The sequence below is a fragment of the Acinetobacter sp. ACNIH1 genome, from assembly GCF_002934695.1.
Classification (GTDB): Bacteria; Pseudomonadota; Gammaproteobacteria; order Pseudomonadales; family Moraxellaceae; genus Acinetobacter; species Acinetobacter variabilis.
Map to the genome: position 1 here is coordinate 1,758,595 of NZ_CP026420.1, position 25,675 is coordinate 1,784,269.

General features: G+C 42.8%; 22 protein-coding genes. 9 read left to right on the forward strand and 13 right to left on the reverse strand.

Annotated features, from left to right (window positions below; genetic code table 11):
- Window positions 1-3: 3 nt before the first annotated feature.
- From mnmA to C3F22_RS08685, 5 genes are all read left to right on the forward strand, one after another.
- Window positions 4-1,143 (forward strand): tRNA 2-thiouridine(34) synthase MnmA, encoded by a 1,140-nt coding sequence (gene mnmA / locus C3F22_RS08665; protein ID WP_104426317.1) that lies wholly within the window; start codon window positions 4-6, stop codon window positions 1,141-1,143.
- 7 nt (window positions 1,144-1,150) lie between these two features.
- Window positions 1,151-1,882: a high frequency lysogenization protein HflD gene (hflD, locus tag C3F22_RS08670; protein WP_005234970.1), complete on the forward strand. Its 732-nt coding sequence runs from the start codon at window positions 1,151-1,153 to the stop codon at window positions 1,880-1,882.
- A gap of 57 nt (window positions 1,883-1,939) precedes the next feature.
- Window positions 1,940-3,328, forward strand: a complete 1,389-nt coding sequence (gene purB, locus C3F22_RS08675) for an adenylosuccinate lyase (protein ID WP_104426318.1) — start codon at window positions 1,940-1,942, stop codon at window positions 3,326-3,328.
- A gap of 91 nt (window positions 3,329-3,419) precedes the next feature.
- Window positions 3,420-4,055 (forward strand): DUF2238 domain-containing protein, encoded by a 636-nt coding sequence (locus C3F22_RS08680; RefSeq protein ID WP_104426319.1) that lies wholly within the window; start codon window positions 3,420-3,422, stop codon window positions 4,053-4,055.
- 77 nt (window positions 4,056-4,132) lie between these two features.
- Window positions 4,133-5,437, forward strand: coding sequence for an IS4 family transposase (locus C3F22_RS08685; protein ID WP_034705303.1), 1,305 nt, complete (start codon window positions 4,133-4,135; stop codon window positions 5,435-5,437).
- A 79-nt stretch (window positions 5,438-5,516) separates the two neighbouring features.
- Here C3F22_RS08685 and C3F22_RS08690 read toward each other — a convergent pair whose 3' ends face one another.
- The 9 genes from C3F22_RS08690 to C3F22_RS08735 all read right to left on the reverse strand — a co-directional run bounded on the left by C3F22_RS08690 (window position 5,517) and on the right by C3F22_RS08735 (window position 16,067).
- Window positions 5,517-5,756 carry a hypothetical protein gene (locus tag C3F22_RS08690; RefSeq protein WP_104426320.1) on the reverse strand — a complete coding sequence of 80 codons (240 nt, stop codon included), beginning with the start codon at window positions 5,754-5,756 and terminating at the stop codon, window positions 5,517-5,519.
- Between the two features lie 62 nt (window positions 5,757-5,818).
- A complete protein-coding gene (locus C3F22_RS08695) occupies window positions 5,819-6,241 on the reverse strand; it encodes a hypothetical protein (RefSeq protein ID WP_104426321.1) in 423 nt (140 codons plus the stop codon).
- A gap of 109 nt (window positions 6,242-6,350) precedes the next feature.
- Window positions 6,351-7,313 carry a protease SohB gene (gene sohB / locus C3F22_RS08700; RefSeq protein WP_104426322.1) on the reverse strand — a complete coding sequence of 321 codons (963 nt, stop codon included), beginning with the start codon at window positions 7,311-7,313 and terminating at the stop codon, window positions 6,351-6,353.
- A gap of 586 nt (window positions 7,314-7,899) precedes the next feature.
- Window positions 7,900-8,823 (reverse strand): phosphate ABC transporter ATP-binding protein PstB, encoded by a 924-nt coding sequence (gene pstB, locus C3F22_RS08710; RefSeq protein WP_104426323.1) that lies wholly within the window; start codon window positions 8,821-8,823, stop codon window positions 7,900-7,902.
- A 13-nt stretch (window positions 8,824-8,836) separates the two neighbouring features.
- A complete protein-coding gene (pstA, locus tag C3F22_RS08715) occupies window positions 8,837-10,228 on the reverse strand; it encodes a phosphate ABC transporter permease PstA (protein ID WP_104426324.1) in 1,392 nt (463 codons plus the stop codon).
- A complete protein-coding gene (gene pstC, locus C3F22_RS08720) occupies window positions 10,225-11,604 on the reverse strand; it encodes a phosphate ABC transporter permease subunit PstC (protein ID WP_104426325.1) in 1,380 nt (459 codons plus the stop codon). The genes pstA and pstC overlap by 4 nt, the downstream gene beginning before the upstream one ends.
- Window positions 11,605-11,704: 100 nt before the next feature.
- Window positions 11,705-12,730: a substrate-binding domain-containing protein gene (locus C3F22_RS08725; RefSeq protein WP_104426326.1), complete on the reverse strand. Its 1,026-nt coding sequence runs from the start codon at window positions 12,728-12,730 to the stop codon at window positions 11,705-11,707.
- A 194-nt stretch (window positions 12,731-12,924) separates the two neighbouring features.
- Window positions 12,925-14,307: an amino acid permease gene (locus C3F22_RS08730; RefSeq protein WP_104426327.1), complete on the reverse strand. Its 1,383-nt coding sequence runs from the start codon at window positions 14,305-14,307 to the stop codon at window positions 12,925-12,927.
- 44 nt (window positions 14,308-14,351) lie between these two features.
- On the reverse strand, window positions 14,352-16,067 hold the full coding sequence (locus C3F22_RS08735) for an alpha-keto acid decarboxylase family protein (RefSeq protein ID WP_104426328.1): 1,716 nt from the start codon (window positions 16,065-16,067) through the stop codon (window positions 14,352-14,354).
- A 139-nt stretch (window positions 16,068-16,206) separates the two neighbouring features.
- Here C3F22_RS08735 and C3F22_RS08740 point away from each other — a divergent pair, with 139 nt between their 5' ends.
- Complete coding sequence (locus tag C3F22_RS08740) at window positions 16,207-16,680, forward strand: Lrp/AsnC family transcriptional regulator (RefSeq protein ID WP_034170074.1); 474 nt, start codon at window positions 16,207-16,209, stop codon at window positions 16,678-16,680.
- A gap of 53 nt (window positions 16,681-16,733) precedes the next feature.
- On the opposite strand, the gene C3F22_RS08745 is transcribed toward C3F22_RS08740, so the two are convergent.
- Window positions 16,734-18,164 (reverse strand): aldehyde dehydrogenase family protein, encoded by a 1,431-nt coding sequence (locus C3F22_RS08745; protein WP_104426329.1) that lies wholly within the window; start codon window positions 18,162-18,164, stop codon window positions 16,734-16,736.
- Between the two features lie 302 nt (window positions 18,165-18,466).
- On the opposite strand from C3F22_RS08745, the gene C3F22_RS08750 reads away from it, so the two are divergent.
- Window positions 18,467-19,519, forward strand: coding sequence for an aromatic ring-hydroxylating oxygenase subunit alpha (locus tag C3F22_RS08750; RefSeq protein WP_104426330.1), 1,053 nt, complete (start codon window positions 18,467-18,469; stop codon window positions 19,517-19,519).
- Between the two features lie 87 nt (window positions 19,520-19,606).
- Here C3F22_RS08750 and C3F22_RS08755 read toward each other — a convergent pair whose 3' ends face one another.
- Entirely contained in the window at window positions 19,607-21,139 is a 1,533-nt protein-coding gene (locus C3F22_RS08755; protein ID WP_104426331.1) for a pyridoxal phosphate-dependent decarboxylase family protein, read from the reverse strand.
- A 3-nt stretch (window positions 21,140-21,142) separates the two neighbouring features.
- Entirely contained in the window at window positions 21,143-22,516 is a 1,374-nt protein-coding gene (locus C3F22_RS08760; RefSeq protein WP_005234927.1) for a diaminobutyrate--2-oxoglutarate transaminase, read from the reverse strand.
- Between the two features lie 475 nt (window positions 22,517-22,991).
- On the opposite strand from C3F22_RS08760, the gene C3F22_RS08765 reads away from it, so the two are divergent.
- Both C3F22_RS08765 and C3F22_RS08770 read left to right on the forward strand, forming a co-directional pair.
- The gene (locus C3F22_RS08765; RefSeq protein ID WP_104426332.1) at window positions 22,992-23,696 is read left to right on the forward strand and encodes an SIMPL domain-containing protein; all 705 of its coding nucleotides are present in this window, start codon (window positions 22,992-22,994) and stop codon (window positions 23,694-23,696) included.
- Window positions 23,697-23,862: 166 nt separating this feature from the next.
- On the forward strand, window positions 23,863-24,459 hold the full coding sequence (locus tag C3F22_RS08770) for a phosphatase PAP2 family protein (RefSeq protein WP_104426333.1): 597 nt from the start codon (window positions 23,863-23,865) through the stop codon (window positions 24,457-24,459).
- Between the two features lie 56 nt (window positions 24,460-24,515).
- Here the strand turns inward: C3F22_RS08770 and proB are convergent, their stop codons facing one another.
- Window positions 24,516-25,649 carry a glutamate 5-kinase gene (gene proB, locus C3F22_RS08775; protein WP_005234922.1) on the reverse strand — a complete coding sequence of 378 codons (1,134 nt, stop codon included), beginning with the start codon at window positions 25,647-25,649 and terminating at the stop codon, window positions 24,516-24,518.
- Window positions 25,650-25,675: the final 26 nt, after the last annotated feature.

The following is a 25,675-nucleotide window of genomic DNA, read 5'->3' on the forward strand; positions in this document are numbered from 1 at the left end:
CCTATGCAACAACGTGTCATCGTCGGTATGTCTGGTGGTGTAGATTCATCTGTGTCTGCAGCTCTCCTCCTTCAACAGGGTTATCAGGTTGAAGGTCTTTTCATGAAAAACTGGGAAGAAGATGACGGCACAGAATACTGTACGGCAATGGAAGATCTTGCCGATGCACAAGCCGTTTGCGACAAGATCGGGATCAAACTGCATACCGCCAACTTCGCGATGGAATACTGGGATCGCGTGTTCGAGCATTTTCTGGCTGAATATGCTGCTGGCCGTACCCCAAACCCGGATATTTTGTGTAATAAAGAAATCAAATTCCGGGCCTTCCTGGATCATGCGATCAATCTGGGCGCTGACTTTATCGCGACTGGTCACTACTGTCGTCGCGGCGAAACCATGACCAATTCGCGCGGTGAGCAATATGCCCAATTACTGCGTGGTTATGACAATAATAAAGACCAGACTTACTTCCTGCATGCAGTTCATGGTCGTGAAATTAATAAGACCCTGTTCCCTGTCGGCGAAATTGAAAAACCGCAAGTCCGTAAAATTGCAGAAGAATTAGGTCTGGCAACAGCGAAGAAAAAAGATTCTACGGGTATCTGTTTTATTGGTGAACGTCGCTTCAATGACTTCTTAAAGCAATATTTGCCGGCGCAACCTGGAAAAATCGTGCTGGAAGATGGCAAAGAGGTTGGTGATCATCACGGCTTAATGTACTATACGCTCGGTCAACGTGGCGGGATCGGTATTGGCGGTATGAAAGGCGCGGAAGAGGGTGCCTGGTTTGTACTGCATAAAGATATTGAAGGTAACCGTCTGGTGGTGGGTCAAGGTCATGAACATCCACTGATGCACAGTACCATATTGTGGTCTGAAGCGATTGACTGGGTAGCCGGTGAACAGGATATTCCTGAAACAGGTTTCCGCTGTACGGCAAAAACCCGCTACCGTCAGTCTGACCAAGCGTGTACTATTTTCAAGGATCCAGAAACACTAAATGGTGTTCGTGTTGAATTTGATGAGTCGCAACGTGCAGTGACCCCGGGTCAAAGCGTTGTATTCTACTCAGGTGAAGTTTGTTTAGGTGGTGGCGTGATTCATCATACCAATGCGCCTAAACCTGATTTTATTAAAGGATGATTTCGGCATGACGGAGTTACCGTTTCAACAAGCCACAACGTTGAATGTTCGTCAAAATCGTGCGTTGGCGCTAGCGGGGGTTTTTCAGGCCACCCAGCTGACGCATATGACTGCATTGACGGGACAGCAAAGCATTGGGGAAAGCGGTAATTTCTATTTTGAACAGTTGATTAAAGCCAGTTTAAATATCCGTCCAAGTGGCAAGTTAAATGCCCAGACCTTAGACTTCTTTAATCAGCTGGCCGATATTTCCCTCGGTTTAAAAACCCTGGAAAGCAGCATTACCCAACCTTTTAATACTTCCCCAAAATCCAGACTTCCAAAACTTTCATCGACCAAGCTTCCAATGTCCTATGCCATGGCACTTCTTCAGTTAGAAAAGAAGGTCTATAGCAATACCAAGTTTGTTGAAATCATCGAACAATCCCAGCAAAAAATCCTCAGACAGCTCTCCTTCTTCGATAACAATTACATGCACCCCAGCATCATTGCCAATCTCGCTCAGACCTATGTCGATACCGCCGGCCAGATCAATCCGCGGATCATGGTGCGTGGCAATGCTGAAGCCTTTAAAGATTCCGGTCATACCAACCGCATCCGTGCTTCACTCTTTACTGGACTGCAAATGGCGCACTTATGGCGTCAGCTTGGCGGCAGTTCATGGGGCATGATTTTTGGCAAGCGCAAGTTGCTACAGGATATCCAAAATCTCGCGCGCTTACAGTTTCAGGTGATCTAAACCATGTTGTTGTACGCGCACCGTTTTTCGTTTAATTCCAAAATTTAGGGAATCGATATGAACGCTTTAACTGCACTTTCTCCATTAGATGGACGCTACGCTAGCAAATGTGATGCGCTGCGCCCTTTTCTTTCTGAGTTTGGTCTGATCCATGCTCGTGTGACTGTTGAAGTGCGTTGGTTACAAGCGCTTGCCAACCGTCCTGAAATCACTGAAGTGCCAGCGTTCTCATCTGAAACCAATGCTGCACTTGATGCGATTGTTGCCAGCTTCTCTGAAGAAGATGCCAACCGCATTAAAGAGATCGAACGTACTACGAACCACGACGTGAAAGCGGTTGAATATTTCCTCAAAGAAAAAATTGCAGGCATTGAAGAACTGAAAAATGCAGGCGAATTCATTCACTTTGCATGTACTTCTGAAGACATCAATAACCTGTCTCATGCATTAATGCTGAAAAGCGGTCGTGATGTACTGGTTGAGTCTATGCAACAAATCATTGATTCAATCGTGGCTTTGGCTGAGACTCACGCTGAACAGCCAATGCTGTCTCGTACTCATGGTCAAACTGCCAGCCCAACCACTTTGGGTAAAGAAATGGCGAACGTGGCTTACCGTCTGGCTCGTCAAATCAAACAATTTAAAAATGTTGAACTTCTAGGCAAAATCAACGGTGCTGTAGGTAACTACAATGCACACTACTCTGCTTATCCAGAAATCAACTGGCCAGCTCATTCTCAAGCTTTCGTTGAATCTTTAGGTCTAACTTTCAACCCGTACACCACTCAGATCGAACCGCACGACTATATGGCGGAACTGTTTGATGCACTACGTCGTTTCAACACGATTCTGATCGACTTTAACCGTGACGTTTGGGGTTATATCTCTCTGGGCTTCTTCAAACAAAAACTGAAAGAAGGCGAAGTGGGTTCTTCAACCATGCCGCATAAAGTGAATCCAATCGACTTCGAAAACTCTGAAGGTAACTTGGGTATTGCAAATGCAGTATTGGCACACCTTGGTGAAAAACTTCCTGTTTCTCGCTGGCAGCGTGACTTAACTGACTCAACTGTTCTTCGTAACATGGGTGTTGGTTTTGCACAAAGCTTGATCGCATTCGAAGCATGCTTAAAAGGTATCGGTAAACTTGAACTGAATGCTGCTCGTATTCTTGAAGATCTTGACCATGCGCAAGAAGTTCTGGCTGAACCTATCCAAACGGTAATGCGTCGTTATAACGTTGAAAAACCATACGAAAAACTAAAAGCACTGACTCGTGGTCAAGCCATGACTCGTGACATGATGGTGAGCTTCGTGAATGGTAATGAGCTGGAAGCTGTTCCTGCTGCAGACCGTGCGCGTCTGGCTGAAATGACCCCTGCAACTTATACAGGTAATGCTGCTGACCAAGCAAAACAAATTAAAGACTTAATTTCTAAAATCTAATTTAGACAATTAAGACCAAAAGCGAGGCTCCGGCTTCGCTTTTTTTATTTATAATTATTTTCAACTTTAAAACAAAATGACAGATAACAAGATGATGGATCATCGATTAAGCGGCAAACATTTTATCAGCCTGGGGATTTTGCTAGCTGCGATCATTGTTGCCAGCATTCAGCCTTTGGAAATGCAATCCTATTTACTGCATCAGACCGGCACCCTATTTATGATCGGTATGCTGATTTTCTGCCTGTATAAAATCGGACTCAGTTTTCTTAGTTTTAATCTGTATATTCTGTTTGTATTCATCCATATTGTTGCAGCGCATTATCTATATTCTTATGTGCCTTATAATGACTGGATTCAGACACTGTTTGGCTTTGACCTAAATGCTCTCATGGGCTGGTCTCGCAATATGTTTGACCGTTTTGTGCATCTGGTTTTTGGCCTTCTACTTTACCCAGTATTTTACCGGCTATTTCAGGTCTGGCTACCCCTGCAAAAACCGTTCACCATTTTTCTTTTTGTCATTCAATTTGTGATGGCGACTAGTCTGATTTATGAATGGATCGAATGGTTGATCGCCATTGGCTTATCACCCGAACAGGCTGAAAGCTATAATGGCCAGCAAGGTGATATGTGGGATGCCCATAAAGATATATTATTAGCGACAGTTGGGGCGATGTTTACTGGTGGATTGATGTTAATCCCAGCAAATAAAAAAGCCCACTAAAGTGTAATGCCAGTCAGTTAAGCAAATATTAGTAAAATGTAGTAAAAATGAGTGTATGTAAATACGCTCATTTTTTTATGACTTTATCTGAAAATTTAGATTGCACCCTTCAACATTCTTTACCTTCACTTAGCCATTTTAGTGAATTTATTGATTTCAACTGGATTGAGGAAAGTCTGCATCAAACAGGTAAGGCATCAATTAGAAGAAGGAAGTTACCTGCTGAACATGTGGTGTGGCTTGTCATTGGACTCGCTTTATTTCGAAATCAACCTATCGGATATGTCGTAGAACAGCTAAAACTTGTATTTGGTACAACAGAATATTGTGTTCCTAGCGCAGTAGTACAAGCACGACAACGTTTAGGATCAGAACCTTTAAATGCACTATTTTCTTTACTTAGCCAAGCCTGGTTTGAAGAATCTCAGCAGCAATACTCAAACTTTCACGGTCTGAGTGTGTGCGCTGTTGATGGTGTTGTTTGGTCTATGCCTTATACAGATGAGAATTTTGCACACTTTGGTTCATCTAAAGGAAAAACTGCTGATGTTCCTTATCCACAAGTGAGAGCAACCTGCTTAGTAAATACCGCGACCCATGAAATTATAGATGCTCAAATAGGCAGTATGGATCAAGGTGAACTCACACTGGCAAGCCAATTATCTCCTTGTTCACACAGTATTACCCTATTTGATCGAGCCTATTTCTCTGCAGATTTTCTCATCGGGTGGCAAAAACGTGCAGAAGAAAGTCATTGGCTTATGCGTGCAAAAGATAATTTACGGTATGAGATTGTGGAGCGTAATTCGCAACATGACTTTCATATTAGAATGCCGATATCAACAAGAGCTAAAAAACTTAATCCAGCCTTAGGAGACTATTGGGAGGCACGTCTCATTGAGGTTGAGCAGGCAGGTAAGATTAGACGTTATATCACTTCACTAATAGATTCAAAGAGATATCCATTATTAGCTTTAGCAAAACTCTATGCCCAGCGTTGGGAAATAGAAATGTGTTACCGAGAAATCAAGAGTAACTTACAGGAAGGGAAGCATTTAAGGAGTAAACAACCTGCCTTGATTTATCAAGAATTATGGGGAGTCTTTATTGCCTATAATATTCTAAGAAGACAAATGAAATATATGGCGCAACGTGCAAAAGTCAGTCCTTTGAGAATGAGCTTTCATATTACCTCTATTGCTATCCTTAACCTATTGAAGTTTGATTCTTTGGCTTCCGCAGGCAATTTGCCTAAACATCTAGAAAGTTTAATGGAAAAATCTAAAAGGTATGTTTTACCGAAAAAAAGAAGTAGAAACTACCCACGAGTTGTGAAAGGGAAACCACAGAAATACCCAAAAAAATGCCAGTCAATCTCTTAACTGACTGGCATTACACTAAAGTGAGCTTTTGAAATCGCTATGAATTAAAGACTTAGATTTTATATTTTCTTATTTTAAATTATGGAAGTGGGCAATATCGCTGCCAATCATCTTTCATTTTTTGCAATTCATTACCCGTCAATATCTCACTATAATAAATAAAATAGGTGGCATCAGGATATTGAATCTCATGTCTGTACATGATGCCCCGTAGAGAAACAGGCAACTCTTCAGGGAAATCATCCGCTAAATTCAGTTCTTCAAATTCATAGTTGAAATAACAATTTTGGATTGCTAAAAATGCTTCAGCTACGGTCATCTTTCTGCTCTTAATGTAAATATGCTTCATTTTAGCTGATGAGCAGTAGTCATGGCTGATATTTATGAAGGTTCAATCCATTTCACCAGCTTAGATTCTGCCAAATGCGGATATTTGAACTTATCTAAATATTCAAAGCAGGCCTTTTGACCTTGAGGAATTTTCTTTAGATGCTGATCAAAAAATAGATGACGATTATATTGAGCACCATCAAAGCGGATGCTGACACGCTCAAAGTAACCACCACGACGAGCATTGAATTGGTAAAATTGAATCACGCCACAGGCCTGCGAAGGAATTACAGGTGGAGCATCTGGCTTTAAATATGCGTAAAGTAAAAAGATTGAAGTGCCTGGAAGAAAGCTGAGCCAAAATAACATCTTCTTCGATTCGTCAGTGGTTAATTTCGCTTCAGAATAGAACATACATAGCATCGGAATGAAAATGATACTGAAGAAGCCTAATAGTAAAAGAAACGTGAGCATATAAATGAGAAACTGCTATAAGTCAGTTACTTATAGCACAATTTTTTGACTTTAAATCATAAAAAAAGCCCACCGAAGTGAGCTTTTAGATTCATAACTGAATAACCAATTAAAGTTTAGGATCACGCATCTGTACCAGATTTGAATTGGCTTTGGTTAATGTATCTACTACTTTATTCATCACCGCAGGGATAAAAGAATCTGCAATTTGTGCTGCTTGCAAACCTAGTTTTTCGCCCAGCGTTGGTTTTTTACGGGTCTGGATTAAATACACATCATGTTGTGGTAGGAGGCCTAACAGATATTCATCGGAAGTTTGCAGTTTATCTACCAGATTCAGATCTAGGGCATCCTGACCATACCAGTGTTCACCCGTTGCCACTTTTTCAACATTTAACTGTGGGCGATATTTTTCTACGAAGTGTTTAAACAAGGCATGTGTCTGTTGCAATTCTTCTTCAAACTTGGCTTTACCCTCTTCGGTATTTTCACCAAACATGGTCACCGTACGTTTGTATTGACCCGCAGTATAAAGTTCAAAATCGATCTTGTTTTCTTTCAGCAGACGGTTAAAGTTCGGCACCTGTGCCACTACCCCAATTGAACCCACAATCGCAAACGGCGCAGAAATTACTTCATTTGCAATACACGCCATCATATAACCGCCACTAGCTGCAACTTTATCGACACAGATGGTCACATGAAAACCCGCTTCACGTAAGCGCACCAGCTGCGCAGCTGCAAGACCATAACCATGTACCATACCACCCGGACTTTCTAAACGTACAATGACACGATCACGACCAGCTTTCGCTGTAGATAGAATCAGGGTAATTTCTTCACGCAAGCTTTCTACTGCTGACGCAGCCATATCACCTTTAAAATCGAGAACATAGATTTTCTGGTTAGTTTTCTTACGCGCACGCGCTTCTTTTGACAATTGCTGGCTTAATTGCAAAAGTTCCAGTTTAGATGAAGTTGTTTGCGCTATTTTTTTTCGTTGCTCATTAATGCGCGCATTCAAATGACTAATACGGATTTCAGCGGGTAATTTGGGGGTATGAAATAACATAAAAATCGGGTCTCAATTATTTATATAGGTTTCAATTTAAGATAAGGTCAAATGAATTTTTTTCAATAGAATATTGTTGTTTAATTGCTGAAACGGAGCAGTATCCATATGGTCTTAGTAAGGCAAAAATAATTCGCACTATAGAAAATTAATACCATGTTGATAACCTGGCCAGACAATAACTCCTAGCAATACAGCAGAATTCGTATATAAGGCTTTTTCCTGCTTTTTGAAATAGAAATTCAAACTGAGTCCATACAGCAATCAAATCAGTGTATAAAACATGCTGCCGCTTTGTAATTGATGCCACAGACCACCGATGCTTAAACTTAATGCGATCAGCAGCATCAGAGAAACTGACATCGTTTTGAGTGTTTCCATAGCGGATGCAACCTTTTCTTAACATCTATCTTTTGACAGCTCTGCCATGTCAAAGACGGCATATTCTATAAGAATTTCGGGCACAACAGGATTCGGTTTATTTTTCCACATTTCACTGATTCAATTGATATATCTCCTATTCTTTGATTATTTTTAGATATAAAAAAAAGAGCTTTTTAGCCCTTTTTCCATTAGATCAAACTTCTTAACCAAAACGCCCGGTAATATAGGCCTCAGTGAGCTGATGATCTGGCTGGGTAAAGACTTTCTCGGTCGAGTTGACTTCAATCAGATCACCTAAATGGAAATAAGCGGTACGATCAGAAACTCGTGCTGCCTGCTGCATGGAGTGAGTCACAATAGCAATGGTGTATTGGGTTGAAAGTTCAGAGATCAGTTCTTCAACTTTAGCTGTTGCAATTGGATCGAGTGCTGAACAAGGTTCATCCATCAGAATCACTTCAGGAGAAACGGCAATCGTCCGTGCAATACATAAACGCTGCTGCTGACCACCCGACAGCCCCGTACCCGGCTGATTTAAACGGTCTTTGACTTCATCCCATAATCCCGCTTTACGCAAGCTGTTTTCTACGATTTCTTCCAGATCATATTTATCCCGTGCCAGACCATGCAATTTTGGACCATAAGCGACATTATCAAAAATTGACTTTGGAAATGGGTTTGGCTTTTGAAAAACCATACCAACTTGTGCACGTAGTAACACCACATCTAGATTTGGATCATAGATATCTTGATTATCCATCATCACTTTACCTGTTACACGGCAGCTATCAATGGTGTCATTCATACGGTTTAAGGTACGTAAGAATGTTGACTTACCACAGCCAGATGGACCAATAAATGCAATCACTTCATTTGCATAAATATTTAGGTCAATTCCTTTAATGGCTTCAGTCTCACCGTAGTAAACATGAACATCTTGTGTGCTAATTTTTACATCAGTAGGTTTGGCATCTTTCTTTTGAGTTGTCTGTGTATCGAACTGAGACACAAACGAAGTCGATGGCTGTTTTTGACTGCCCTGAGCAGAGGTAAATTGCGTTGGTTCTGGATTCACGGACTTATCCTGTTCTAAGGAATTCTGTTCTGGAGTAATAACTGTATTCATATAATGCTCTCAATTACCAGCGTACTTCAAATTTCTTACGTAACCAAATGGCTAGGCTGTTTAAGCCAATCATCAGTGCAAGAAGTACAATAATCGCTGCTGCGGTACGTCCTTCGAAGAAGTTACGCAATTCATTACCCTGCCATAAGAAAATCTGTACAGGTAAAGCAGTCGATTGATCAAGTGGCGTAGCAGGTACGTTTGCAACGAAGGCGCTCATACCAATGAGTAATAGTGGTGCTGTTTCACCTAAAGCTTGGGCAACACCAATAATACCGCCCGTTAAAATACCCGGCAAAGCCAATGGCAATACATGGTGGAAAACTGTTTGTAAGCGTGAGGCACCTAAGCCTAAAGCGGCTTGGCGAATCGAAGGTGGAACGGCTTTTAAAGATGCACGCGTTGTAATAATTACGGTTGGTAGTGTCATTAAACTTAAGACCAAACCGCCCACAACAGGTGCAGAAAGTGGCATATGCATCCAACCAATAAAAATTGCTGCACCCAACAAACCAAATACGATGGATGGTACTGCTGCAAGATTATTGATGTTGACTTCAATAATGTCAGTAATCCAATTTTTCGGAGCAAATTCTTCAAGGTAAATAGCAGATGCCACACCAATTGGAATAGATAACACAATCACAATCAGCATCATGAATAGCGAGCCCATAAATGCGCCTGCTAAGCCAGAAGTTGCTGGTGAACTACGTGAATCTGGATTTTTAAAGATTTCTGTATTGAAGCTATTCGTGATTACACCATCGGCTTTTAACTGATCGGCCAATTGACGTAGTTCAGGGCTCAGCTGTTGCTGTTCATCTGGCAGACTACGGTCAATATTTCCTGCTAACCATACATCGACATTCGCATCAGCTAAAATTCTGAAGTCCTGCGTTTTACCAATCAGTGATGGATCTTTCATCACCATATCACGTAAGCGATAAGCTTCGGAACTGGTGTAAATACTATTCAACTCATCACTTTGATTTGCAATTTCAGGTGCTTTTTTAACAATACCATTAACAATGAGCGCATCCCAATCCACCATGCCCATTTCAGTTTGCCAAGCGATAAAACGCTCTTCAAACTGTGCAGGTGACTCACCTTCTTTTTGAACCGGTTTAGGACCGACTTGAATAATTGCTGGATCAAAAAACACTGGCACAGTCATGCTACTTTGCCAAAATGCAGGTAAGCCTTTTGCCAAGATACTGCCAAATAGCAAAGCAACAAATAATAAACCTGTAATGACCGCACCGAAGCCAAACATACGAAACGTCTTTTCTTTACGGTGACGCTTTGCCAATGAGCTTTCGATGATTTTTTTACGCTTTTCACGCTGCTCAGCAGCAGCTTGCGGATCGAATGTTTGATCCATATTTGATGTATTAATCGTACTCATTCGTATTGCTCACGGTATTTACGCACGATGTACAGCGCAACAATATTCAGACCTAAAGTAATTACAAACAGCGTTAAGCCCAATGCAAAGGCAACCAAGGCCTGAGGGCTCGCAAAATCTGTATCACCTGTTAATTGATTCACAATGGTAATTGTGACTGTCGAAACCGCTTCGAGTGGATTGGCATGCAGTTGCGGACTATTACCAGCGGCTAGTACCACAATCATGGTTTCACCAATGGCACGTGATGCTGCAAGCAAGAACGCACCGATAATACCTGGCAATGCTGCTGGAATAACCACTTGGCGAATCGTTTCAGATTTTGTCGCACCTAATCCGAGTGAACCATCACGTAGTGCTCGTGGCACTTGAGTAATGATGTCATCTGATAATGAAGAGACAAATGGAATAATCATAATGCCCATGACAAAACCAGCGGTTAAGGCACTTGTCGCATTAATGTCGAGCCCAATCATTGCGCCTAAATCTTTAGCAAATGGACCAATGACCATTAAAGCAAAGACACCATAAACAATGGTTGGAATACCTGCCAATACTTCAATTGCAGGTTTTGCCCATGAACGAAAACTTGGTTTTGCATATTCAGCAAGATAGATCGCAATCATTAAACCAACAGGAACAGCTACCAATAATGCGATACCACTCACCATGAGCGTACCCCACAATAAAGGTAATAAGCCGTAACTGCCCTCTGCACTTCCCGAAGTACTAAAACCTGGGTTCCATTCAGTACCAAAGAAGAAGTCGAGAGGATTAACAAAACTAAAGAAGCGCATTGCTTCACTAAACATCGACATGACAATACCGACAGTGGTCAAAATCGCCACGCCTGAACATAGTGCCAATGCTACATTTAAGACTTTTTCAACTTGATTTCGTGCACGATATTTTTCTGCAATGCGACGTTTAGCCATCACTAAACCAATCAATGCCGCACTTACAACAACTGCTAATTTCGCGAATGAACCAATGTTCTCAATTTTCTTTAACTGTTCTGCTGCTGCAAGTTCATAAGCAGCTGGTGTATCGCTCACCCCAAAACCCGAAGCCAATGCTTGTACACGCTCAACCATCACGCTTGTACTCGCCGGATCTAGCGTCGCACGAATTTTTTCAGGCACATGATTTAAAATGACTTGTTGAAAAATACTTGGTTCAACTAAATTCCAAACAATCAGAATTAAAAATGCTGGGATACCACACCACAACGCGACCAATGCACCATAGTAACCCGGTCGAGAATGCAGCATCGCTGAGTTATTCCCTTTACCTGCAAGTTTACGGCTCTTGGTTAAGCCAACTTGATAGGCAATGGCAATAATCGCCAGTAACACACCAATGAGGAGCAGATTCATGTAATCTCCACTGTTTCTTCAATTACACACTTTGAAAAAACGGTTTCTTTGCAAAAAAACCAAAGGCAGGTCGACCCTGCCATTGGCTATTTCCATACTTTTATTTAACAGCTTTACCCGCTTTGAAGTTTGCTAGTACCGCAGCACGTTCTTTGTCAGACATTGAAATCAGACCAGCTTTTTCAAGCTTAGAACCCTTACCAGATACTTTTTTGCTTACAAAGAATTCTGTAAATTCTTTCAAGCCTTTGATTGATTTAAGATGTTCACCTTTCACGTAGAAGAACAATGGACGTGATACAGGGTAAGAACCATTCAGAATTGTTTTCTCAGATGGAGCAACGTTGTTAACTGTCGCTACACGTAATTTGTCACGGTTTTGATCATAGAAACCTAAACCAAAAACACCGACTGCATTTGGAGATGTTTTTAAACGTGCCAGTGTTTCAGTGTAGTCGCCAGAAATTTCAATCACACGGCCATCTTTACGGAATGTAGAACATGCCTTTTTCTGTGCATCTTTATCTAACTTCGCAAATGCTTGGTAAGTTTCACAGCCAGCATCAACCATTTTTTCTTGGAACACTTCACGTGTACCGTGGTTTGATGCAGGAATCACTAAAGTGATTGCTTCATTTGGAAGTGTTGGATCAATTTGGTTCCAACGTGTATATGGGTTTGCAACCATTTTACCGTTAGATGGTAATTCAGCAGCTAAAGCAGCGAATACATGTTGTGGACGTAATTTGAATGCCGCTTTTTTAGCGTTTGATGCAAACACGATACCGTCATAACCTACTTTAATCTCAAGAACTTGGTTTACACCTGCTTTTTTACAAGCTGCAAGTTCAGTGTCTTTAATTTTACGAGATGCATTAGCAATATCGATAGTGTTATCACCAACGCCATTACAGAATTGTTTCAAACCACCCGAAGTACCACCAGAACCTACAACAGGCGCTTTAAATTGTGGAAATGTATTACCAAACTCTTCTGCAACAATACTTGCGTAAGGCAAAACTGTAGAAGAACCAGCAATTTGGATCGTGTCACGAGCTGCATTTGCAGTTGTTGCAACAGCTACCCCTGAAAGTACCAACGCAATTGCGATATGATTGAAGCGCATTCTCATCTCTCTTTATTGATGCATTTATTGGAGTACGCCACTTTCTAATAAAGTCTTGTACTTTTTCGATACACGCATTTTGATTTTAGAATATGACAGCCGGGTTACAGCTTTATGACGGTTTTATGATAATTAATTCGTTACCTGCTCAAGACAATATAATAGAAAAAAGACCCTTTTCAGGGCCTTTCTATTTAAGTGGTGGGTTCAGTAGATTCAGGCAAGAGTACCGGTTTCCTGCGATATTTCATCACATACATCACCGTCAAAAACAGCAACCAGACCGGCACCAATGCAACGGCAATCTGCATTTCTTTGGTAAAGCTCATGATCATTAAAATCATGATGATAAATGAAATTGTCAGGTAATTACTCCAGCGGCCAAACAGGCTTGGGAATGAGGTCGTCTGCTGCTGTTCCTGCATGGCTTTTCTGAATTTCAAATGGGTCAGTGAAATCATCAGCCAGTTAATTACCAAAGCAGAAACCACCAGTAGCATCAGAATACCGAAAGCTTCACCCGGCATGAGGTAATTCATTAATACACAGATACCGGAGACTGCTGCCGAGAATAGAACAGCATTTACTGGAATACCCCGGCGGTTAATTTTCTTCAAAAATGCCGGTGCATTACCCTGTTGAGCCAGACCCAACAACATGCGGGTATTACAATAAATACAGCTGTTATAGACCGAAAGTGCAGCAACCAGAACTACAAAATTAAGAACATTCGCCACACCATGACTGTTCAATGACTGGAAAATCATTACGAACGGACTACCGCCCTGCGCCACAAGATTCCATGGATACAGACATAGCAACACGCCAATGGCACCAATATAGAAAATCAGTACACGGTAGACAATCTGATTCACTGCTTTTGGAATGGTCTTTTCTGGATTTTTGGTTTCACTGGCGGCAATACCAATCAGCTCCAGCCCACCAAATGCAAACATAATCACGGCAAGTGCCATCATAAAACCTGACCAGCCCTCAGGGAAAAATCCGCCATGCTGCCACAAATTTGTCACACTGGCCTGACTTCCTGCAGAACCGCTAAACAGCAGATAGATCCCGAATCCGATCATGCTTAAAATGGCAATAATCTTGACCATGGAAAATATAAATTCACTCTCACCGAAGAATTTGACATTGACTAGATTAATACCATTCATGAGCAGGAAGAATGCCAGTGCCGTGAGCCAGGTCGGAATCTCCGGCCACCAGAACTGAACGAAAGCACCAATTGCACTCAACTCAGCCATACTGACTAATACATAGAGCACCCAATAGTTCCAGCCTGAAATAAAGCCTGCTTTTTTGCCCCAGTATTTATTGGCAAAATAACTGAATGAACCACTAACCGGTTCATGCACCACCATCTCACCCAATTGGCGCATGATCAGAAATGCAATGATGCCAGCAATGGCATAGCCTATAAGTACTGATGGACCTGCCAGCTGAATCGTATGTGATAAACCTAAAAATAATCCTGTACCGATCGCTCCGCCTAAGGCGATTAGCTGGATATGCCGGTTGGAAAGCTGTTTTTTTAATTGATGATCTTCAACATCCATATTGTCACTCCTTGTGAACAATTTTTTTTAATTTCTACATTTTGCTAGATTGCCTTTTTGTAGGGAGGTGTATTCTGCTCAACCAGCTGCTTATAACCATATTCACCATAGTCATAGCGTGCCACGACTTCAGCAAACTGTTTTAAGCGTTGTGGAGCATCCATACGTGGAAGTTGCAGTTCAATCAGACATAATTCCTCAGCCTGATGAACCTGTGCGAGTGTACGCTTTAATTCTGCCGGGGTTTTGACTATATGAGCCTGATGCGGGGTATCTGCAGAAAAGACTTGGGCAAACTGGCTGTATTGCCAGTTCTGAATATCGTTGTACTTGGCATTTTCACCCATGATCAAACGTTCAATGGTATAGCCGCCATTATTTAAAATAAAAATGACGGGTTTTAAGCCTTCTCTTAATAAGGTAGAAAGCTCCTGAATGGTCAGCTGAATTGAACCATCTCCAATAAAGAGCAGATGACGGCGCTTAGGTGCAGCAAGCATACTGCCAAGCAAGGCAGGCAAGGTATAACCAATCGAGCCCCAGATCGGTTGCACCAGATACTTGGCGGTCACCGGCAAGGTTAGTCCAGATAAACCTGCATTGGCAGTGCCCACTTCTGCCACAATTACATCATCTTCCTGCAAGAACTCAGCAATCTGCTGCCAGAGTGCAGTTTGGCTAAGCGCAGTATTTTCTTCGAGCTGCTGAGTTTGTAAAAGTGGTTTTGGTGCAGGATTAAAAGTACGTGGCTGATCATCTAAAGTCTGTTTTGAGATGGCTTGAATCAATTGAGCTAAATCCAGTCCACTAATCATCTGCCTATCCAGACAAAGACAGGAATCCGCCAGATACAGCATATTTTGTGCGGATACACGATGTGAGAAAAATGCTGTGGCAACATCGGTAAAACGTGGCTCAATGGCAATCAGGCAATCTGACTGCTCTACCAACTGACAAGTCGATGCTGCGCTTGCTGCACCTGCATAAACACCCGCATATAAGGGGTGACTTTCATTCATGATATTTTTGGCAGTAGACAGACAGGTATAGGGAATCTGCATGCGCTCAGCCCAATTTTGCAGCATATCGGTAAGCTGGAAAATTTCTGCTTCATTGTCAATGAGCAGGACTGGCTGACGTGCCTGTTTGATGCGTTTGGCTATCCGTGTCGCAGTTTCTTGCAGAAGTTTTGGATCACTTTGCGGTCGGCTCAGATCTAGAGGCTGCTTTGGCACTTTAATCTGGAGATGGGTAATATCTGAAGGGAGCTGGATATGAACCGGTCGACGCATCAAAATACATTGCTTTAATACCCGGTCAATTTCACTCACTGCATTGGCTGGAGTCAAACGCGTCTGTGCCACGGTAAATTCGCGCATGCAGTTCATGATATTGTCATAATCACCATCGATCAGGGTATGGTGTAACAAAGCACCCTGTTCTACGGCATGTAAAGGCGGAATACCGGAAATATGCACCATTGCAACCTGCTCGGCATATGCACCTGCAATGCCGTTAATCGCGCTCAGGTCACCCACACCATAAGTGGTGAGCAAAGCACCGACACCATGCAGACGTGCATAACCATCTGCTGCATAGGCTGCATTTAGCTCATTACAGTTACCGATAAATTCCAGTTTTGGGTCAATTTCGATCTGTTCTAAATAGGAGAGATTAAAGTCACCTGGCACACCAAAAATATGCTGAATTCCTAGTTCTTGCAGGCGCTGATTAAGGTACTGACCAATTTCCATAAACATTATTATTTTCCCTATCACTTATTATGCTTCAATTACAGAATATTGCATTTCATTTTCTGATTTCGTGCATAATGCAAGTCACAATGATTCAAAAACACATAAAACGTGTATCGGATAAGGATTCAGTGCAATGGATGCAATGGATAAATTTGACTGGAAAATCATCCAGGCTTTGCAAAAAAATGGGCGCCTGACGAATCAGGAAATCGGGGATTTAATCGGTCTGTCAGCCTCTCAATGTTCTAGACGGCGTCAGCTACTGGAGCAAAAAGGAATTATTTTGGGTTATAGCGCCTGCATTCATCCTGAAGCTTTGGGAATTGCAGTTTTGGCTATGGTTCAGGTCAATCTCAAAACACATGACGCAGCAGCCAAGATCGCTTTTCAACAATTGATTGAAGAAGAAGAAGCCATTCAGGAAGCTTTTTCTTTAAGTGGTGATGCAGATTTCATGTTAAAAGTAGGGGCCAAAAATCTGGAAATGCTGGCAAATTTTGTGACTGAAAAATTGCTGAGCTGTAATTTTATTGGTCATATCAAATCTTATATTGTCTTAGATAAATTCAAGCAATTACATTTTGATTTTCAGGCTGCCCGCCCTTTATTACGTTAATATGTCTTAAAGCAGAAGAAAAAAGCTCAAGTTTAACTTGAGCTTTTTTTGATTTAATTTTTATTGATATGAACAACCTGCTGAATCGTATTTTCGAGCAGGCCACTCAGTCCGAACTGGGCACCGATACCTGAATGCTTCCATCCACCAAAAGGTACATGCGGGAAAATCTCACCATGCGTATTGATCCATGCCGTACCACAACTCAGCCGTTGAGCAAACTGCTGCGCCTGCTCCAGATCGGATGACCAGATTGAGCCACCTAAACCAAAATCCGTATTGTTGGCTTCAGTCAGTACTTCTTCAATATCGTGATAACGGATCAAAGGTAATACCGGACCAAACTGCTCTTCCTGCACCAGACGGCTATCTGGGCTTACATTGGTCACAATCGTCGGTGCAATAAAATAGCCTGTTTCCGGTAGATTCTGACCAGATGTCATGACTATTGCCCCTTCATCCCGGGCTTCCTGAATCATGGCCTGAACTTTTTGGTATTGCTTAATATTTTGTACCGGACCAAAAGTAGTCGTCTCGGCTAAACCATCTCCCAGGGACTGTTGCTGTGCGACTTTTACTAATTCCTGTGCCAGTGCATCATATTGGCTGTCATGTACATACAGCCGTTTCAACGCTGCACAGGTCTGGCCCATGTTGATAAAAGCTCCATGAAAGATTCGGGTTGCCATTGCCTGAATATCGGTATCTGGCAAAACAATGCCTGCATCATTGCCACCAAGTTCCAGTGTCAGATGCTTGAAAGTCGCTGCTGCGCTCTGCATGATTCTTTGTCCAGTCGCAGTCGAACCGGTAAATACCACTTTGGCAATTGCAGAGTGACTGGTCAGCTTGGCACCGACCTCACCGCCTCCAGTAAGTATAGATACGACTCCAGGTGCAACTTCTTGCTGAATCAGCTCACCGAGTCGAAGGGTCGACAATGGGGTAAATTCTGAAGGTTTATTGATGACCACATTGCCAGCGCGAATTGCCGGCATGATATGCCAGACAGCAATCATTAAAGGCCAGTTCCATGGAGTGACCGATGCCACAATCCCTAAAGGCCGATGATGCAGTTCGATCCGTTTATTGGCATCATCCTGTAAGATTTCAGTTTCAATCTTGAGTTCTGCCTGATAGCGGGTCCAGGCAATGGCCCCACCGACTTCAAATTCAGCCAGCGCATAAGGTTTGCCCTGCTCCTGCACCACCAAACGCGCTAACTCTTCCCGATGTTCTTCAATACGATCCGCAATACGATGCAAGATTGACTGTCGCGTGGCATCATCCGTATTTTTCCATTGATGAAAAGCCTGCTCGGCACTACGGATGGCGTCTTCAATTTGTGCTTCTGAGGGAGAGGAACACAGTGCCAATACCTGCTCATCAGCAGGATTGATCACTACAAAACTTTCGGCAGCGCCTTGTATCATTTTTCCTTGAATAATACAGCCAACGGGTTGGGATACATGCAAATTAGTCATCTCTTCATCCTGAATTAGATATTTTTGTTGTTCCCTGACATTAGCTGATTTTGTCTGAATGGAGCTTGCATATCACATTAGGCATAAAGTCCTGAATGCACATTTTGTGCATGAAAAATAGAATAAGCATCTTTCAGAATGCTTCTAAGCGCTTCAAATATCGCTTCCTTTAATTTTTTTGCCTATAGCTCATTCTTCCTTACATCCTGTTCGAATTTATGCAACAGGATGTCCTGATCTTTGAAATTTCGTAGAACATCACATTGGTCTATATTGAAATAAAGAATTACAGTGATAGCACCATGAACAGCACAACCATTCCAGTTTTCAATCCCGATTTACCGATTCACATGACATTTGAAGAACTTGACTGGCATCTCCTGGCTCAATATTGGTATCCAGTGGCCTTAGCGCGTGATGTCTCTGAACAGCCGCTAGGAACAATGTTGCTAGATATGCCACTGGTTATTTACAAGATGCAGGATGAACTGATCGTGGCCAAAGATGCCTGCCCGCATCGTGGTGTGCCCTTAAGTCTGGGAAAAAATGATGGTCAAGGCGTCGTCTGTCCTTATCATGGCTTGCGTTTTGGTACACAAGGTAAATGTAACCGTATCCCTGCACATCCACAGCATAAAATTTCAGATCGGTTTCATTTACGGGCTTATGCCGCGGTTGAACGTTATGGTCTGATCTGGTGTTCACTGACAGCTGACAAAGACGCTGAACCGAATATTCCAATGATGCCTTATTGGAACGATGCAGATTATCAGCAACTGGTTTGCCCACAAGTCGACATCAAATGTTTTGCTGGCAGACAGCTAGAAGGCTTTATTGATGTAGCCCATTTTGCCTGGGTACATCCGGATACCTTTGGTGATCCGAATGATGTTGAAGTCCCGAATTACACCACAATAGAAACTGAATATGGTTTCAGTGCCGACTATATCAGCAGTGTTGGCCGTTATCCGATTGGGTTAGATCAGCGTGGTCAGGAAGATTTTAAATGGCTACGACATTTTGAAATTAGTCTGCCCTTTACCGCGACCCTGACCATCCATTTCCCTAATGATGCCAAACAGGTGATTATGAATGCTGCTTCACCGATGACCGCCCGTCAGACCCGACTGTTTGCTCCTATCTGTCGTAATTATGATAAAGACTTACCCGTCGAAGAAGCCTATGATTTTAATCTGAAGATTTTTGAAGAAGATCGTCTGATTGTCGAAAATCAGAAGCCTGAGTTTTTACCACTGGACTTATCTCTGGAAGCACATTTCCCGGCAGATCGCAGCTCCAGCATGTACCGCAAACTGTTAAGGAAAAAAGGCTTTAGTCCTTTATTTGCAGCTTAATTTTATTTAAAAATCATTATCTGTGTATCAGCCAAATTCCAATAAAAAAGGAGATCTTAACGATCTCCTTTTTCACACCATCACAGCTTATGCGATTGGCGGTGTATAAGTACCATCAGCAATTGAATCCTTGATACGATCCGCTTCTGCAAGCACCAGTGCCAACAGGTTCTTCACATTATCAAGTGTTGCAACCGGACTCAAAGTGGTCATTTTCAGAGATTGAACCTGACCGACTTTGGTGACGCCAATGTTCGCTTCACCACGCGCAAACAGTTCATCTGCGACGTTCTGGTTCAAGGCATCGACAAACTCAGCTGGATAGCCTGCTGGAACCACACGGAACAATACTGATGCAAACTGTGGCTCAACCAGAAGTTCCAGACCATCAGTTGCCTTGATGTAGTCTGCCACTTCACGTGTCAATTTCACGCCATGGTCGATCATCGAACCATAAAGCTCTTCACCCAGCGCTTCTACGGTCATCCACAATTTCAACGCGTCAAAACGACGAGTCGTTTGTAGAGACTTCGATACCAGGTTAGGAACACCGTGCTCTTCATCATAAGCAGAGTTCAGATATTCTGCTTCGTAGTGCATGAAACGATAGTTCGCTTCATCTTTCAGCAAGAACGCACCACATGAAATGGTCTGGAAGTAATGCTTATGGAAATCCAGTGTCACAGAATCAGACAGCTCGATACCATCCAGCATAGAACGATAGTCATTCGACAGGATCAGCGCACCACCCCATGCTGCGTCGATATGCATCCACGCGCCATATTTATTGGTGATTTCACGAATTGCTTTCAATGGATCAATTGCGCCAGCATCAGTCGTACCCGCTGTTGCGACTACACATGCCACGATCTTGCCTTCAGACTGAAGATGCGCCATGGTTTTTTCCAGCGCATCAACGTCCATCTGAGCATTTTCATTCACAGGAACAGTCACGACAGATTGGAAGCCCATGCCCATCATCGCCATGTTCTTTTGCACAGAGAAGTGTGCATTTTCAGAACAGATGACTTTGACGTTACGTATTGCATCCGCTGGGATACCATCACGCTGAACCGACCACGAATTACCGTTTTCATTTTTCCAGTTTTTCGCGATGCAGGCATCACGTGCCAGTAATACACCCATCAGGTTGGATTGGGTACCACCAGAAGTGAACACACCTGCCTGACCTGAACCATAGCCGACTTTTTGGCGTAACCAGTCAATCAGTTGAACTTCCATCAAAGAACCCGCTGGGCTTTGATCCCAAGAGTCCATTGACTGGTTGGTTGCATTGATTAGCACTTCCGCGATCTGGCTAGTGACCATTGTCGGGCAATGCAAATGTGCTAGCGAATGCGGATGATGTACTTTCAAGCTCTTGTTGAGGAATAGCTCAACCATACGCTCTAAAGATTTCTGTACGCCCAAGCCTTCTTTAGAAGGATTGAACGCAATTGCGCTACGCAATTCCTTGATGCTACCGCCGGTATACATCTTGTCGTTTTGCAACCATGCTGCAACCGCTTTGGTCGCCTGATCCATCGCCGACTCATAGTCAGCGATAGATGCAGCATCATTGCAGAGTAACGCTTTACGGTGTTCTGCAAAATCTACCATGAATTACGCGCCTCGAACTGCGACTAGAGCTTCAGCAACCGCTTTCTTGAAGCGAACCAGAACTTCTTCACACTCAGCCTGAGTGATGATCAATGGGCAAAGTAAACGGATTACTGTACCATTACGCCCACCTTTTTCCAGCAACAGTTTGTTGTTGAAACAAGCGGTTTGAATTGCTGCAGCCAATTGGCCATCAGCAGGGAAAGAACCCATATGATCCGCTGGTTTACGCTCGTCGACGATTTCAACACCGATCATCAGACCGCGACCACGAACGTTACCGATACATGGGAATTCAGCAGCCAGTTTTTTCAGTTCAGCTTGCAGGAAATCACCACGTTCTTGTGCATTTTGCGCAAGGTTTTGTTCTTTAATGGTATTGATCGTTGCAAGACCTGTACCCATCGCCAATTGGTTACCACGGAAAGTACCGGTATGGCCAGCAGGTTGCCAAGCATCAAACTTACGTTTAATACCAAGTACGGCAAGCGGCAAGCTACCACCTACGGCTTTAGACATCACTACGACATCAGGTTCAATCCCTGCGTGTTCGAATGCAAACATTTTGCCTGAACGCGCAAAACCAGCCTGAACTTCATCAAGAATCAACACGATGTTGTGTTTTTCAGTCACTTCACGGATTTTTTGCAACCATTTTACTGGTGCAGTTACCACACCGCCTTCACCCTGAATCGCTTCAAGGATTACAGCTGCAGGTTTGGTCACACCGCTTTCTACATCTTCAATGAAATTTTCAAAGTAGTAAGTCAGGGCATCAACACCGGCTTCACCGCCAAGACCCAGTGGGCAACGGTATTCATGCGGATACGGCATGAACTGTACACCCGGCATCAAACCGTTCACTGCATTTTTCGCAGACAGGTTACCTGTCATTGCCAATGCACCGTGAGTCATACCATGATAACCGCCAGAGAAGCTGATCACTGAGCTACGACCAGTAAAGGTTTTCGCCAGTTTAATCGCGGCTTCAGTTGCATCTGCACCTGATGGACCACAGAACTGCAAGCAGTACTCTTCTTGGCCACCTGGAAGATAAGAAAGAAGTGCTTCGGTAAAAGCATCTTTTAAAGGAGTAGTAAGATCCAGGGTATGCAATGGTAAACCGCTTGCAATTGTATCCTGGATACTTTGAATGACTGCAGGATGATTATGGCCTAAAGCCAACGTCCCTGCCCCAGCTAAACAATCAAGGTACTCAGTACCTTCAACATCGGTAACCCAGCAACCTTGTGCTTTCGCTATCGCTAACGGTAATTTACGTGGATAACTACGCACATTCGATTCCATCTGACTTTGGCGAGTCAAGTAGTATTCGTTTGTGGAATTGGTGGCAGGGTTTACAGAAGTAACGCTCATATCGAATTACCATCTCTGATATGGGTGAAAGAAATAAGTCTGGTGACGTTTGGTCCTTTGACTCGGCGCTTTATAAAGGTTCTAGCTAGCAGTTTTGTATTTGAATAACTAGGAGGCGGATGATACCGAATTTTTCAGGAAAATAAATAACTTTCAGTCACATTTTGTCCTAATCTTTATCGAAAAAAAACATCATGCTAATCCATCCCCTAAATCATCATCTTACAGTGTGACAGCAGAAAGAAAAGCGTGTTCTTTTATGGTTTTTTGTAGCGCAGGCGGCATTCAGGTAATCAATCTTAAAATTATTCATTAAGTATTTAATTATTAATAATAAATATAAATTAAATAATGAGATAAAATTAAAAAAAATTTAACACTCTTACGACAAATATTTCGTAAAAAGATCACAATTGAGATTTAATATTTTAACAACGGCTTAGATGGCCAATTTTAAGAAAAACAGGACAATTTCATGCGTCTCTTAGCACTTACCAGTTTGATCCTTGCCAGCACCCTCTCCACAGGCACATTCGCAGCTCCTGCTGAATCTCTGAATTATAATATTGTTAATCTTTCAGCAGAGGCCAGCCGTGAAATCTCAAATGATGAAATGCATGCTGTGCTTTATATTGAAAAATCCAACAAACAACCAGCTGAACTGGCCACTCAAATTAACCAGCTGATGAATCAGGCGATCGCCACAGCACGCAAATATCCAACTGTGAAAATCGAGACTGGGGCACAAAGTACTTACCCTATTTATGACAATGACAACCGTAAATTGAAAGAATGGCGTGGTCGTGCCCAAATTCGTCTGGAATCGAAAGATTTTAAAGCGACATCTCAACTGATTGCTGAATTACAACAGCACTTCCAGACCCAGTCGATTAACTTTAAAGTATCAGACGAAAAGCGTAAAAAAGTTGAAAGCGAACTGATAATTGAAGCCACCAAAAACTTCCAGCAACGCGCACAGGCACTCACCCAAACATGGAACAAACCGAGTTATCAACTGGTGAACTTAAACCTGAATACTAACAATTATTCACCACAGCCAGTACCGCGTATGGCCATGATGAAATCTGCATCGGCTGATATGGCGGTTCCTGAGCAGGAAGTTGCGGCGGGTGAATCGCAAATGACCGTCAGCGCGAATGGGGCGATTCAGTTTAAATAAGACTTCATTATATTCCTCGGACTTTTAAGAACCACTCTTTTGAGTGGTTTTTTTATCATGTGAATATTCTCTGAAAAATCAATGCTACAAATTCATACAAACTCAGATATGAATTGAGCTTTGATCGGTTTAGAGTAACGGACATTTGTGTCAACCCTCTCTCCTCATGTCACTCGATCAATTGAACCTGTATCTGTTTCATCTTCTCAATGTACCTGACCAAGCCTCGATCTGGATGATTAACTATGCCAGTCTGATAGCACATGACCTGGTGTATGTATTTCTGCTGATTTTTGCTATTGCCTGGCTGCGTGGTAGTCATGAAGTAAAAACCGGGATTATTAAAGCTGTAATCTTCACAGCAATTACCTTGTCGATTAGCGAGGTATTATCTGCAGTTCTAAACACACCTCGCCCTTTTGTCATGGAAGTTGGCCGAACTCTGATTGAACATGCGCCTACAGGTTCATTCCCAAGCAACCACATGAGTATTTTCAGCGGGATTGCCTTTGCCTATTATTTCTCAGCACAACGTGATTTGGGACGAATCCTGCTCTGGACTGCTTGGCTGGTAGCCTGGTCACGAGTTTATGTGGGTATACATTTTCCGATTGATATGGTGGGAGCACTCCTGATTGCTTTAGCAGTCAATCTTGCCGGCTTACCGCTCTGGTGGAAATATGAGAATAAAATCATGAGCTTTATTTTCAGTATTCATCAATTCCTGTTTAAACCTTTTATTCGGATGCGCTGGATTAAATAAATTTATAAACATAAAAAAATCCCGCTCGAAAGCGGGATTTTTTATAGACCGAAGATTTAGTAAATCGCCATATGATTGCGGTGAATCATCTCTAAAGAACGCGCTTCACCTAAGACCTGATGCACTTTATCTGAGGCCAGACCTTTGACGATTTCTGCTGAACGCGAACTGAAGTTGACACGTCCTACAGCAATACGGTGACCTTGTCGATCGACACATTCTACTACATCACCACGGTCAAAATGTCCTTCTACCGCTTTGACACCGACAGGCAACAAGCTACGGTGATTTTCTTTGATGGCTTTAACCGCACCATCATCAATCACCAGACGACCTGCAGTTTGCAGATGCGCTGCTAACCATTGCTGATGTGCAGTCATACGATCATCATCAGTGATAAATAACGTACCCAGCATTTCACCCGCCATCAGGCGCGATAAAACATTGTCACTATCACCACTGGCAATTAATGTCGGACAACCAGACTTGGCAGCCAGACGAGCAGCACGGACTTTGGTCAGCATACCGCCACGACCAAATTTTCCGCCGCCGCCTGCCATATCAAACAGGCTTTCATCCATGGCACGCACGGTATGAAACAGTTTGGCATCCGGATTAGAACGTGGATCCGAGTCAAACATGCCTTCCTGATCAGTCAAGATAATCAGCAGATCTGCATGAACTTGACCTGCGACCATCGCTGCGAGTGTATCGTTATCACCAAAGCGGATTTCATCAGTAGAAACCGTGTCATTTTCATTAATGACTGGAATCACATGCCAGTCAATCAGGTGTTGCAAAGCATCACAAGAGTTGAGATAGCGACGACGGTCTGCCAGATCATCATGAGTCAATAATACCTGAGCGGTTTGAATGCTGTGTTTTTCCAGTACACTTGACCAGGTCTGGATTAAACCCATTTGACCAATGGCAGCACAAGCCTGAAGACTGGGTAGATCGGTGGGTCGATTCTCAAGTTTCATTCGAACCATACCTTCAGCCACAGCTCCGGAAGAAACGAGAATAATCTCGTGTCCGGCATTGTGTAGATCCGCGATTTGTCCTGCCCAATGCGAGATCGCATCTAAATCTAAACCTTGCCCGTTTGCTGTGAGTAAAGATGATCCGATTTTAACAACGATTCGTTTACAACCCTTGAGCTGACGTTGCCCATCTACCACTTCTATCATCTTGTCCTCAGACTTATCTTTAAAAG